General features: G+C 43.7%; 11 protein-coding genes. 8 read left to right on the top strand and 3 right to left on the bottom strand.

Annotated features, from left to right (window positions below; all coding sequences use genetic code 11):
* The first annotated feature begins 171 nt into the window (after positions 1-171).
* From aphA to F4V72_RS22360, 3 genes are all read left to right on the top strand, one after another.
* The gene (gene aphA, locus F4V72_RS22370; RefSeq protein WP_053508376.1) at positions 172-885 is read left to right on the top strand and encodes an acid phosphatase AphA; all 714 of its coding nucleotides are present in this window, start codon (positions 172-174) and stop codon (positions 883-885) included.
* Positions 886-1,013: 128 nt separating this feature from the next.
* Entirely contained in the window at positions 1,014-1,430 is a 417-nt protein-coding gene (locus tag F4V72_RS22365; protein WP_053508377.1) for a secondary thiamine-phosphate synthase enzyme YjbQ, read from the top strand.
* Between the two features lie 2 nt (positions 1,431-1,432).
* The gene (locus tag F4V72_RS22360; protein ID WP_000155666.1) at positions 1,433-1,789 is read left to right on the top strand and encodes an MmcQ/YjbR family DNA-binding protein; all 357 of its coding nucleotides are present in this window, start codon (positions 1,433-1,435) and stop codon (positions 1,787-1,789) included.
* Here the strand turns inward: F4V72_RS22360 and F4V72_RS22355 are convergent, their stop codons facing one another.
* The 3 genes from F4V72_RS22355 to uvrA all read right to left on the bottom strand — a co-directional run bounded on the left by F4V72_RS22355 (position 1,790) and on the right by uvrA (position 5,524).
* Complete coding sequence (locus F4V72_RS22355; RefSeq protein ID WP_053508380.1) at positions 1,790-2,128, bottom strand: hypothetical protein; 339 nt, start codon at positions 2,126-2,128, stop codon at positions 1,790-1,792.
* Positions 2,115-2,558 (bottom strand): hypothetical protein, encoded by a 444-nt coding sequence (locus F4V72_RS22350; protein ID WP_070804314.1) that lies wholly within the window; start codon positions 2,556-2,558, stop codon positions 2,115-2,117. The genes F4V72_RS22355 and F4V72_RS22350 overlap by 14 nt, the downstream gene beginning before the upstream one ends.
* Positions 2,559-2,698: 140 nt before the next feature.
* Positions 2,699-5,524 carry an excinuclease ABC subunit UvrA gene (gene uvrA / locus F4V72_RS22345; RefSeq protein ID WP_000357725.1) on the bottom strand — a complete coding sequence of 942 codons (2,826 nt, stop codon included), beginning with the start codon at positions 5,522-5,524 and terminating at the stop codon, positions 2,699-2,701.
* A 247-nt stretch (positions 5,525-5,771) separates the two neighbouring features.
* On the opposite strand from uvrA, the gene ssb1 reads away from it, so the two are divergent.
* The 5 genes from ssb1 (at position 5,772) to F4V72_RS22320 (ending at position 12,422) form a co-directional block, all read left to right on the top strand.
* Positions 5,772-6,302, top strand: coding sequence for a single-stranded DNA-binding protein SSB1 (ssb1, locus tag F4V72_RS22340; protein ID WP_023246297.1), 531 nt, complete (start codon positions 5,772-5,774; stop codon positions 6,300-6,302).
* Positions 6,303-7,803: 1,501 nt separating this feature from the next.
* Positions 7,804-8,451, top strand: a complete 648-nt coding sequence (locus F4V72_RS22335; protein WP_023246298.1) for a hypothetical protein — start codon at positions 7,804-7,806, stop codon at positions 8,449-8,451.
* Positions 8,448-9,839, top strand: a complete 1,392-nt coding sequence (locus F4V72_RS22330; RefSeq protein WP_023246299.1) for a MotA/TolQ/ExbB proton channel family protein — start codon at positions 8,448-8,450, stop codon at positions 9,837-9,839. Before F4V72_RS22335 ends, F4V72_RS22330 begins: the two co-directional genes overlap by 4 nt.
* Positions 9,829-11,148, top strand: a complete 1,320-nt coding sequence (locus F4V72_RS22325; protein WP_023246300.1) for a TolC family protein — start codon at positions 9,829-9,831, stop codon at positions 11,146-11,148. Before F4V72_RS22330 ends, F4V72_RS22325 begins: the two co-directional genes overlap by 11 nt.
* The gene (locus F4V72_RS22320; RefSeq protein ID WP_024149523.1) at positions 11,145-12,422 is read left to right on the top strand and encodes an HlyD family type I secretion periplasmic adaptor subunit; all 1,278 of its coding nucleotides are present in this window, start codon (positions 11,145-11,147) and stop codon (positions 12,420-12,422) included. The genes F4V72_RS22325 and F4V72_RS22320 overlap by 4 nt, the downstream gene beginning before the upstream one ends.
* Positions 12,423-12,436 lie beyond the last annotated feature (14 nt).

Raw genomic sequence — 12,436 nt, 5'->3', positions numbered from 1 at the left:
GCGTTAACAGCGTTCTCCGGCCTGGCAATGGCTGTTGTGATCATTCTCTTTTTTCCTAACAAAACCGCAGATAATTCTTCCTTTCGACCGTTACTGGCGTTATGGTCAGATAGTTTTTTGAGCAAAGACTCAGCTTAATAATTATAATTTTTTGAATTTTAAGGGAAAAATATGAAAAAGATGACCCTGGCACTGAGTGCCGTCTGTTTATTATTTACGCTAAACAGTTCCGCGAATGCATTGGTTTCCTCTCCTTCGACGCTCAATCCGGGCACTAACGTTATAAAACTCGCGGAACAAGTCCCCGTTCATTGGGTCTCTGTTGCCCAGATTGAAAACAGTCTCACCGGGCGCCCGCCGATGGCGGTCGGCTTTGATATTGACGATACCGTGTTATTTTCCAGCCCCGGGTTCTGGCGTGGAAAGAAAACTTACTCCCCGGACAGCGAAGATTATCTGAAAAATCCGGCCTTCTGGGAAAAAATGAACAACGGCTGGGATGAGTTCAGTATTCCAAAAGAAGTGGCCCGGCAGCTCATTGATATGCATGTTCGACGTGGTGACAGTATTTACTTTGTCACTGGTCGTAGTCAGACGAAAACGGAAACCGTGTCGAAAACGCTGGCGGATAACTTCCATATTCCGGCGGCGAATATGAATCCGGTGATTTTCGCCGGCGATAAACCGGGACAAAATACGAAAGTCCAGTGGCTACAGGAGAAAAATATGCGTATCTTCTACGGCGATTCGGATAACGATATTACCGCGGCTCGTGATTGTGGTATCCGCGGTATTCGCATCCTGCGCGCTGCTAACTCCACCTACAAACCGCTGCCGCAGGCAGGAGCGTTTGGCGAGGAAGTCATTGTCAACTCGGAGTACTAAAAATCAGGAGAGCGACAGGCTCTCCTTTTTTGCATGATTTTTGCACAAACTTGCCCCGCTAGCTTTTACCTTTTCCGGACTTGCTGCACACTATTCAGGAGACGTTTGTTTTTAGTAAGGAGCAGCCTATGTGGTATCAGCGCACCATTACACTGAGCGAGAAGCCGCGCGGGTTTCATCTGATAACAGATGAAATTGTCGATAAATTGTCTGGCTTACCGCCTGTCGAAACGGGTTTGCTGCATCTGTTGTTGCTACACACCTCGGCCTCGCTGACATTAAACGAAAACTGCGATCCCACCGTGCGCGCTGATATGGAGCGCCATTTCCTGAAAACCGTTCCCGATAATGCTGCGTATGAACATGATTACGAAGGGGCGGATGATATGCCTTCGCATATTAAGTCCTCAGTGTTGGGCGTATCGTTGCTGCTGCCTGTGCGTCAGGGCCGTTTACAGTTAGGAACGTGGCAAGGTATCTGGTTGGGAGAGCACCGTATTCACGGCGGTTCACGTAAAATCATCGCGACACTACAAGGGGAATGATAATGACCATTTCGGAATTACTGCAATACTGCATGGCAAAACCTGGCGCAGAGCAGAGCGTCCACAGCGACTGGAAAGCCACGCAAATTAAAGTGGAAGATGTACTTTTCGCGATGGTGAAAGAAGTTGAAGGGCGCCCGGCAGCCTCTCTTAAAACCAGCCCGGAACTGGCAGAGTTGTTACGCCAGCAGCACAGCGATGTACGACCGAGTCGGCACCTTAATAAAGCGCACTGGAGCACGGTCTATCTGGACGGGTCGTTGCCGGATTCACAACTCTATTATCTGGTCGATGCCTCTTATCAGCAGGCGGTAAATGCGTTGTCGGAAGATAAACGCAAACAACTGCCGCAGTCCTGATTATAGTGCGCCGACTAACGACGTCAGGGCGATATCAATGAGGCGGATGACCGTTGAGCGGATACGGCTGCCGAGGGCGATTTGCGCATTATTAGCGCGTAGCCGGGCGAGATCTCGCTGTCCTTCCAGCAGAATGATAATATCGTCGTCGTCCAGCCAGCCGCGAGCGTGTTCCTGAAGCGCGCGGGCGATAAACGCGGCGGACTCGCGGATACCGTCGTCACTGTCTTCTCTTGCCTGCTTGTACGTCTGGATAAATTCGGCAATCGCCGAGGATGCTATAGGATGTTCGGCCCGGTCGGCGGTAAGCAGGTTACGCATTTCGTTAATAGACGTCATTTTCATCTCCCTCAGTGCAGCGAGCGCCCCAACGCAGACACTCACCCTGTATGGCTAATTTCCAGACCTGATTATTTTGCTGTTGGTATCTTTCTGCCTGAATGTCAGTAAGTGGTTGCTTACGTTGCATAACCCGCGCATAGAGACGCAAATAGTGATTTTTCAGCAGAGTCAGATTATCGAGCCGGCGTTTATCCCCACGTTGACGGGCGACCCGCTCAGCCTGAAAAAATGTCTGGCGGATATCGCGGTCATCCTTGAGTAGTATCTCTTTTTGCCACGATATTCGCGCCGCGTCCTGCAGGAAGCGGGTTGAGTGCGCCTGTAATAGCGTCAATTGGTGAAAAGCCACGGCGCTAAAGCGGTCAGGCAGCGTACAGGCGGATAAAAAAAGGCACAGCAATAGTGTGATTGCGTAGCGTAACTTCATGGTGTTTCCATAACAGACCGTTTGCGCTATTACATGCCTGAGCGACGCGGCGTGCAAATCACAAATGCTCAATGAGGGAAAATGAGATGAAATGGGGCAAATGATGCCGCTTTCCGGTTATTCGGAAAGCGGCGTGGAGGTTATTTGAGCATAGGTTTAAGGAAGCGGGCGGTATGCGACGCCTCACACTCCGCCACGGTTTCCGGCGTACCGGAGACGAGAATTTCGCCGCCGCCGCTGCCGCCTTCCGGGCCGAGGTCGACAATCCAGTCAGCCGTTTTAATGACGTCCAGGTTGTGTTCGATCACCACGATGGTGTTGCCCTGATCGCGCAACTGATGCAGAACGTCAAGCAACTGCTGAATGTCGGCAAAGTGCAGGCCGGTGGTCGGCTCGTCGAGAATATACAGCGTCTGCCCGGTGCCGCGCTTCGACAGTTCGCGCGCCAGCTTCACGCGCTGGGCCTCGCCGCCGGAAAGCGTCGTCGCCGACTGGCCGAGACGGATATAGGTCAGGCCAACGTCCATTAGTGTTTGCAGCTTACGCGCCAGCGCCGGAACCGCATCAAAGAACTCACGCGCTTCTTCAATGGTCATATCCAGCACTTCATGGATGGTCTTGCCTTTGTACTTAATCTCCAGCGTTTCCCGGTTATAGCGCTTGCCTTTGCACTGGTCGCACGGCACGTAAATATCCGGCAGAAAGTGCATTTCGACTTTAATGACGCCATCGCCCTGGCACGCCTCGCAACGACCGCCGCGCACGTTGAAGCTGAATCGTCCTGGGGTATAGCCGCGTGAGCGAGACTCCGGCACACCAGCAAACAGCTCGCGAACCGGGGTAAATACGCCCGTGTAGGTCGCCGGGTTGGAACGCGGGGTGCGCCCGATCGGGCTCTGGTCGATATCGATCACTTTATCGAAATGCTCCAGTCCCTGAATATCCCGATACGGTGCCGGTTCCGCGATCGTCGCCCCGTTTAGCTGACGCTGGGCGATGGGGAACAGTGTGTCGTTAATCAGCGTCGATTTACCGGAACCCGAGACGCCAGTGATACAGGTAAACAGCCCTACCGGTAGCGTAAGGGTCACATCTTTCAGGTTGTTGCCGCGCGCGCCGGTGAGTTTGAGCACTTTTTCTGGATTTGCCGGCACGCGTTGTTTCGGCACTTCAATTTTGCGTTTACCGCTCATGTACTGGCCGGTCAGCGATTCCGGTACCGCCATAATGGCTTCCAGCGGGCCTTCCGCCACCACCTCGCCGCCGTGAACGCCTGCGCCGGGGCCAATATCAATCACATGGTCGGCGGCGCGGATAGCGTCTTCATCGTGTTCCACCACAATCACGGTATTGCCGAGATTGCGCAGATGAATCAGCGTACCCAGCAGCCGCTCATTATCGCGCTGGTGCAGACCGATGGACGGTTCATCCAGCACATACATCACGCCGACTAACCCGGCGCCTATCTGGCTCGCCAGACGAATACGCTGGGCTTCGCCGCCGGAAAGCGTCTCTGCCGAGCGGGAGAGCGTGAGATAGTTCAGACCAACGTTTACCAGAAACTTGAGGCGATCGCCGATCTCTTTTAGCACTTTTTCGGCGATTTTTGCCCGTTGCCCGGAAAGCTTGAGATTAGTGAAAAAATCCATCGCATGGCCGATGCTCATATCGGAAATAGCGGGCAGCGGCGTATTTTCCACAAATACATGGCGCGCTTCGCGATTCAGTCGCGTTCCTTCACAGCTGGCGCAGGGGCGATTACTGATGAATTTCGCCAGCTCTTCGCGCACCGCGCTGGATTCCGTCTCTTTATAACGGCGCTCCATATTATGCAGCACGCCTTCGAATGGATGGCGGCGCACGGAGGTATCGCCGCGATCGTTCATATATTTAAATTCGATGTTCTCTTTGCCAGAACCGTACAGCACGACTTTGTGTACGTTGGCGCTGAGGCTTGCCCACGGCGCATCCACATCGAACTTATAGTGCTCCGCCAGCGACTTGAGCATCTGAAAGTAGTAAAAATTGCGACGATCCCAACCACGAATCGCGCCGCCTGCCAGCGACAGGTCGGGATTCTGGATCACGCGGTCTGGATCGAAATATTGCTGAACGCCGAGGCCGTCACAGGTCGGGCAGGCGCCTGCCGGGTTGTTGAACGAGAACAGACGCGGCTCCAGTTCGCGCATACTGTAGCCGCAAATCGGACAGGCAAAATTGGCGGAGAACAGAAGCTCCTCCGCTTTCTCATCGTCCATATCGGCAACAACCGCCGTGCCGCCGGATAATTCCAGCGCCGTTTCGAATGACTCCGCCAAACGTTGGGAAAGATCGTTACGAACTTTGAAGCGATCGATCACCACCTCAATGGTGTGTTTCTTTTGCAGCTCCAGCTTCGGCGGATCGGAGAGATCGCACACTTCGCCGTCAATACGGGCGCGAATGTAACCCTGGCTTGCCAGATTTTCCAGCGTTTTGGTGTGTTCGCCTTTACGCTCTTTAATAATCGGCGCCAGCAGCATCAGACGTTTGCCTTCCGGCTGTGACAGCACGTTATCGACCATCTGGCTAACGGTTTGCGCCGCCAGCGGCACGTCATGATCCGGACAACGCGGCTCGCCCACGCGGGCAAACAGCAGGCGCAGGTAGTCGTGGATCTCGGTAATGGTACCCACCGTAGAGCGCGGGTTGTGAGATGTCGATTTCTGTTCAATTGAGATCGCAGGCGACAGCCCCTCAATATGGTCGACATCCGGTTTTTCCATAAGCGACAAAAACTGCCGCGCGTAAGCGGAGAGCGATTCAACGTAACGACGCTGCCCTTCGGCATACAGAGTGTCGAAAGCCAGTGAGGATTTGCCTGAACCCGAAAGCCCGGTCACGACAATCAGTTTGTCGCGCGGGATGACGAGGTTAATATTTTTGAGATTATGGGTGCGGGCGCCCCGAACTTCGATCTTATCCATTCACCTTTCCCGGTAGAGACTCGGATGCCTGGTTTGTTTGAAGGACAAACGGCAGAAACGGCTAATTATGACACAATTTAACCTGTTTGAATATACAGTATTGGAATGCATCTTCAGCTAAAGTATGTAACAATATGAGGTTCGCGCGAGTGAACTGGAACCTGCATCGCAGCTATTAAAATGCTACGTGGAAATGGTACACTCACGCGTTTACACTATTTATGAAACGTATTCAGGAGACTCAATCATGGCCAGCAGAGGCGTAAACAAGGTGATTCTCGTTGGTAATCTGGGCCAGGACCCGGAAGTACGCTATATGCCGAGTGGCGGCGCTGTCGCCAACTTAACGCTGGCTACTTCTGAATCCTGGCGCGATAAGCAGACCGGCGAAATGAAAGAGCAAACGGAATGGCACCGGGTGGTGATGTTCGGCAAACTGGCGGAAGTGGCCGGCGAATATCTGCGTAAAGGTTCTCAGGTGTATATCGAAGGTCAACTGCGTACCCGTAAATGGACCGATCAGAGTGGTCAGGAACGCTATACGACTGAAATTAACGTTCCGCAGATCGGCGGCGTGATGCAGATGCTGGGTGGTCGCCAGGGCGGCGGCGCACCGGCAGGCGGTCAGCAGCAGAGCGGTTGGGGCCAGCCGCAACAACCTCAGCAGCCGCAGGGCGGCAACCAGTTCAGCGGCGGCGCGCAGTCGCGTCCACAGCAATCCGCGCCAGCGCCGTCTAACGAACCGCCAATGGATTTTGACGACGACATTCCATTCTGATTATCTTTTTAAATCAAAGCATTATTTTCATGTTTTGAAAGAATCTCAGGTTGCCTCTCGCTCAGAATTAGGTTTGAATCTCTGGGCGGGAAGGCAACTGGTCAGAAAAAGGATAGTTGTAGATGGATTTTTCTGTGCGTCGACCACTATCCGAAGAGTGCTAGCCCTCCTCTCATGTATCGAACAGGTACCATCGTCAATTCCTGTTTGACGTTTCCAAACGATAAATTCAAAAGACGCATTTTGCTTCTCTTTCCCGGTGTAAAAAATTATCACTGAGTATTATTCATACTTATCTATCTATCTGAAATTATTAAGATAAAATCAGATTTATTATTCAATTAAAATATTACCGGCTGGCTTTACTCCATTTTTCGTGCTCCGTAAGAGATGGATACTACGGCTACCTTTGTACGCGATAATATATTAAGTACAAGGCGTACTGATGCTTTACTGAGTTCTTTCCTGGATAAGGTAGTTTTGTCAGTAAATGAGATGACAGGGAGGAGGTGAAAATATAGGAATGATATTCGGATGGAGAGATGGCAGAGCATACCGTTACACTTCTGTACCGGAAGTGAGTTACTCGCCCCTTCATAACACTCTCGATGACCCGCCATCATTGCATAATGATCTAATTTTTCCTGGAAGATTTGGCACCCCCTCAGACTTAGTACTTATGCCCCTTCTATAGATTTGCGCTCTTATCATCTTAATACAATCAGAATAGTTTCGTGTAGCGACGTTATTATTATGTAATTTATGAATACTTTTTCGCAAAAAATAGACGTTTTTAATATGTGAGATTTTTTTTACCGTACAAGTTATAGATACATAAATATCCTTTTTGGGTAAATGACTTTCTATTATCGCATACCTATTTATGGTTATGCTCCACGTTAAGGAGCATAAATCGTGGTTTGTGGCTATTTTTATATAAATAAAAGACCGTTTTTGGCCTTTTCTTTTATTGTTAATAATTATTACTCTCACTGGTCTGATTTGCACTGGCAATTTTACGTATATTGAAGTCCCTATTTTCTTATGCTTTAATAATGAAACATTAATTTTACATAAGGAGATCCTATTTCTATACGATATGATTTATATTGATGGGGGTGCGATTTGCAAACCGTTCCCATATTAAATATTTAGCTAATAATATTATTTACAGAATTTAAATCTATATTCTGGAATAGCTATTTTTTGTCGAGTGGGTAGGGTAATTTTCGATGAAAACTATTTAACTAAAACAGCATAAGCAAAGAAAAAGTGAAGTTATTTAGTTAAAAAATAACGCACCTTAATTTTGATACATACACGGTATTATCATGTCCATATTTATAAAGACAAATAATGCCAGAAAATCATAACGTCTAAAAGTACATTGGTAGCTGAAAGCCAAGGGCGGTAGCGTTCCATCCCCCCAAAGTCTCAATCTCTTTTATTTCTCTATATCCTAAAATATCTTTTTACCCGCTGTGTAATATCAGGAGTTGACATGGAAGACGAAGGTAATCCGTGGCCTAGTTTTGTTGATACATTTTCAACAGTGCTATGTATATTCATATTTCTCATGTTGGTATTTGCACTTAACAACATGCTTATTATGTACGATAACTCAATTAAGGTATATAAAACAAGTAATGCAGAAAATATCAATCCTAATGCTAAAGAAATTAAGGATGAAAAAGAAGTTATAAACGAATCTACTAAAGTAGATGAAATAGATAAAACGAAAGCCATTGATGAAAGGAACTTTAGTGGCACTACTGAAAAAACGGGGAAAGAAAAGGGTATCTATGATATCGCTAATGGGCAACGGGTTGATATGACCGCGACAGAAAAGGAATTTATTATTACCTATTACGGTAGGTTAAGAAGCTTTTCAGAGGAGGATATAAAAAAATTAACCGCTTGGTTAAAAGAGCATGGAAATAATAAATTATTAATAGAAATGATTGTTCCTCAGTCGGATATTTCTTATTCGGACTCTTTGCGTTTGGGCTACGAACGAGGGATTATTTTAATGAAAGAAATTAAGATAATCTGCCCTGAGGTAGATATTGATATGAGTGTTAATTCAGGAACTTCAGGAGTAGGTGGCAAAGCCATTATTACAACTGTCGATAAAAAGGTGTCAGAGTGAAATCTATAAATAAGTATCGCTATTTCTTTACCTGTTTCCTTATCGCAATAATTCCTTTTATTGCTTTGTCTTTTGATGGGATTAGGGGTTACGTTTTTGATAATTTCATGGTATCTGCGATCTATAACAGTGTTATTATCGCTATCTATATTATGGGATCTGTATGCACATTATTTACCGTATTTAAAAATTGCGATGCAAGAGAAATTTTAACTACCAATAATGCCAATAAAAAAAGCTCTACACTTTCCAGTCTTAATCAGGTCATTTTTGCTGATGATTTCATGAAGTGTGATTCCAATTTATTAATAGAGTTAGATGATAGTGTGTCGACAGCTCGTAATCAACGATTATCATTTATTATGAGTTGTAGTAATGTCTCTACTCTAATTGGTTTATTAGGAACATTTGCAGGCTTGTCTATTACTATTGGATCAATAGGCAATCTATTGAGCACCCCATCAGGAGTTGGTGGAGAAAGTTCCAGTAATACTTTACATATGATTGTTACGATGGTGGCATCGCTTTCTGAACCATTGAAAGGAATGAATACTGCTTTTGTTTCATCTATCTATGGGGTTGTGTGTGCTATTCTTCTAACATCCCAAAGTGTTTTTGTTCGTAGTTCTTATGCTCTTATTTCTGCTGAAATTAAGAGATTAAAAGTAAAAAGAAGTCGGGCAAGTAGTAATCGACAACGAAGCTTACGGATAGAATCAGAGACACTTTTCGAATTTAAGGAACTATTTAGAGAGTTTTTCGACAACTATAAATCCATTGAACTTTCACGCACCCAAGCAGAAGAAAAAAAACTGACGGTTTTTTCTGATGGCCTATCCAGCTTACAGAATAAATTATCTGATAATACTGTGATATTAGAACAGCTTTCTAAACAGGTTGATAATTATATAAATATTAGTAATAAGCATTACATCCAAATTTCTGACAACATGGATAATGTGGCAGAACATTTATCGAAAGGTAATGCCTTAATTTCTGAAAATAACGTGATGTTAGCTCAATTAAACCATACACAAGACTCTATAGATAAAAAGAACGATACAGTAATTGCATCACTTGATAGATGTCATCAGGAATCTGTTTCCCAAAGAAAAACCATAGATAGTATTGCTATCGAAAACGTAAAGGTTACTCACCTTGTCACAGAGATGAAAGCTGCCATAGATGAGGATAGTAATAATATTCATTCAGCGTTATCCAACTTATCTGCTGCAGATGAAAAAATTATTGATAGAACAAAAATGATAGGTGCTGAAATAGTTAGTTATCGTGAAACATATATCCCATTAATGGAAAAAATAACGTTGATGCATCAGAAATTATTAAAGCAGAGCTTATTACATGATGAGGTAAAAAATGAAGATTAAACATTTTTTATTAACGGCAGCTTTTATTATGCAAGGTGCTCATGCTAGTGAATTTGCAATACTGCCATTAAGTAAGTTGGTGGATGCTGCATTAAAACATCAGCCATCTGTTGCTATTTCCTATTACGAAACTGAAAAGAAAAAAAGTGATTTAGAAGCTACGAGGGCTTCGCTTTATCCTACATTGGATCTATCGTCTGGTATTAATAATAACAGAAAAGAGTCTTCCGGTGATGAACGAAATATTGAAAATAAAATTTCACTATCGTATCGGATTACTGATTTTGGTGTAAGAGGAGCAAATATCAGAAAATCTGAATATGAAAAAAACAGTAGTGATATTGATTATGAAAAAACAAAAAACACAGTAGCTCAAGAGGTTATAACAACTTATTATAATATCAGTAAATATCGTGAAATGATTGATGGTATAAATAAAGAGAAAGAATTTTATAAAAACATGTTGGGTACCTTTTCGCTATTGGTATCATCTGGTGTTGCTATGCAATCTGACTTGAGAAAAGTACAGGTTTCGATCGATGCATTGAATACCAGAAGTATTATGTATCAATCAATGCTGGATGATGAAATGTATAAGATGAAAAATATGACTGGCATGCAGTTATCGCCAGATCAAATCCAAAGTGATGAACATTTCGATTTATTTAAAAAATATATTTTTGTGGATAGCCCTGAAAAGCTTATGAATATGGTTATGAAGTACAATGATGACTATAAAATGCTTGTCAGCGCGCGCAAGGCGGCCTCAGAAGATATTAATGCTGCTAACTCTTCCTATTTCCCAACTGTCGATTTAGTGTCTAGCTATGTACAGAATAATCCAAGTGGCAGCGCCAAAAAAAGCGATTACGAAAATGAATTTAAGACAGGGGTTAATGTTAGTTTAAATATTTTTAATGGCTTCAGAAACTCAGCACAAGAAAGTAAAATGGTAGCCAGTTATTCTCAGGCAAAATTACAAATTGACGATTTTTTGCTGAAAACGCGTTATAACATCGATTCCCAACTTTCAAAGTACAGTGCAGCAAAAGAAACATATTTAGTAGCTGAACGTTCTCATAAAAATGCTTTGCAACTTACTGGGTTATATGAGCAAGAATTTCAGCTAGGACAAAAAAGTTTGCTTGATTTAATTTCTAGCCGTAATGAAGCATTTCAGGCATATGTAAGCATGGTAGATAGTAAATATAGTTTATATATGCTGAAACTACAGCAACTATCTTTAGTTTTTCATTTAATTGATTACCTGAAAGGAAATTCAGCTAGTGAGTTGAATATAACAAAATGAACAGGAAGCAGAGTGATCGTCTTATGATGATAATCATAACGCTAACAATTATGATTGTCATTCTTACCTATTTTGTAAAGATAAATTCTGTAGTGCATGGTCAGGGTGTTATTACAACCAAAGATAATGCTCAACTAATATCTTTGTCTAAAGGTGGAACGATACAAGATATTTATGTAACAGAGGGAGACACTGTAAAAAAAGGAGAGCTACTTGCAAAGATAGTTAACCTTGATTTACAAAAGGAATATCAACGTTATAAAACTCAAAAGGGGTATCTGGATAAAGATGTAAACGAAATATCATTCATTCTTGATAAACGAAATGAAGATGGATTAATTTCACTTGATGGTGTGAGTTCTTTAAGTAACAAAGAGGTAAAAGCTAATATTGAACTGGTTCATAGCCAGATAAGAACTAAAGAATTAAAAAAAAATTCTCTTGATTCGGAGATTGATGGATTACAGGAGAAATTAAATTCCAAAGAAAAAGAATTAGCTTTGCTCGCAGAAGAAATAAATATTCTCTCTCCTTTGGTGAAAAAAGGTATTAGTCCGTATACTAATTTTCTAAATAAGAAACAGGTGTATATTAAAGTTAAATCTGAAATTAATGATATTGAGAGCAGTATAACTTTAAAAAAAGATGATATTGAGTTGGTTGGTAATGACATTAAGGCACTGAATAATGAATTAAGGCTTTCATTATCTAAGCTCATATCTAAAAATCAGCAAGAGCTTGAAGTCGTTAACTCAACCCTAAACGTAATAGAAAAACAATTAGATGAAGAGGATATTTACTCACCTGTTGATGGGGTTATTTATAAAATAAATAAAAGTGCCACTACACATGGTGGTGTTATCCAGGCAGCTGACTTACTCTTTGAAATTAAACCGAAGGTGAAGACTATGTTGGCTGACGTAAAAATACCACCTAAGTACAGAGATCAAATATATTTAGACGAAGCTGTCAAACTGGATGTTCAATCAATTATCCAGCCAAAAATGAAGTCATATAGTGCGACAATCGATAATATTAGCCCTGACTCCTATGAAGAAAACACCGGAGGAACTATTCAACGATATTATAAGGTAATTATTTCATTCGACGTAAATGAAGATGATTTGCGGTGGTTAAAACCAGGCATGACAGTTGATGCCAGTATAATTACCGGAAAGCATAGCATTATGGAGTACCTCCTGTCTCCACTGATGAAAGGCGTGGATAAAGCTTTTTCAGAACCTGTTAATACTAAAAGATTAAATCTTTCTTAGAGATAAAGATACGT

Source organism: Salmonella enterica subsp. diarizonae (assembly GCF_008692785.1).
Classification (GTDB): Bacteria; Pseudomonadota; Gammaproteobacteria; order Enterobacterales; family Enterobacteriaceae; genus Salmonella; species Salmonella diarizonae.
Note: the sequence above shows the minus strand (reverse complement) of the source record. Positions and strands in the feature narration are given on the sequence as shown.

Bases quoted from the DNA above. Each gene is read 5' to 3' on its own strand.
- aphA (WP_053508376.1), top strand. From the start codon at position 172: ATGAAAAAGATGACCCTGGCACTGAGTGCCGTCTGTTTATTATTTACG.
- F4V72_RS22365 (WP_053508377.1), top strand. From the start codon at position 1,014: ATGTGGTATCAGCGCACCATTACACTGAGCGAGAAGCCGCGCGGGTTT.
- F4V72_RS22360 (WP_000155666.1), top strand. From the start codon at position 1,433: ATGACCATTTCGGAATTACTGCAATACTGCATGGCAAAACCTGGCGCA.
- F4V72_RS22355 (WP_053508380.1), bottom strand. From the start codon at position 2,128: ATGACGTCTATTAACGAAATGCGTAACCTGCTTACCGCCGACCGGGCC.
- F4V72_RS22350 (WP_070804314.1), bottom strand. From the start codon at position 2,558: ATGAAGTTACGCTACGCAATCACACTATTGCTGTGCCTTTTTTTATCC.
- uvrA (WP_000357725.1), bottom strand. From the start codon at position 5,524: ATGGATAAGATCGAAGTTCGGGGCGCCCGCACCCATAATCTCAAAAAT.
- ssb1 (WP_023246297.1), top strand. From the start codon at position 5,772: ATGGCCAGCAGAGGCGTAAACAAGGTGATTCTCGTTGGTAATCTGGGC.
- F4V72_RS22335 (WP_023246298.1), top strand. From the start codon at position 7,804: ATGGAAGACGAAGGTAATCCGTGGCCTAGTTTTGTTGATACATTTTCA.
- F4V72_RS22325 (WP_023246300.1), top strand. From the start codon at position 9,829: ATGAAGATTAAACATTTTTTATTAACGGCAGCTTTTATTATGCAAGGT.
- F4V72_RS22320 (WP_024149523.1), top strand. From the start codon at position 11,145: ATGAACAGGAAGCAGAGTGATCGTCTTATGATGATAATCATAACGCTA.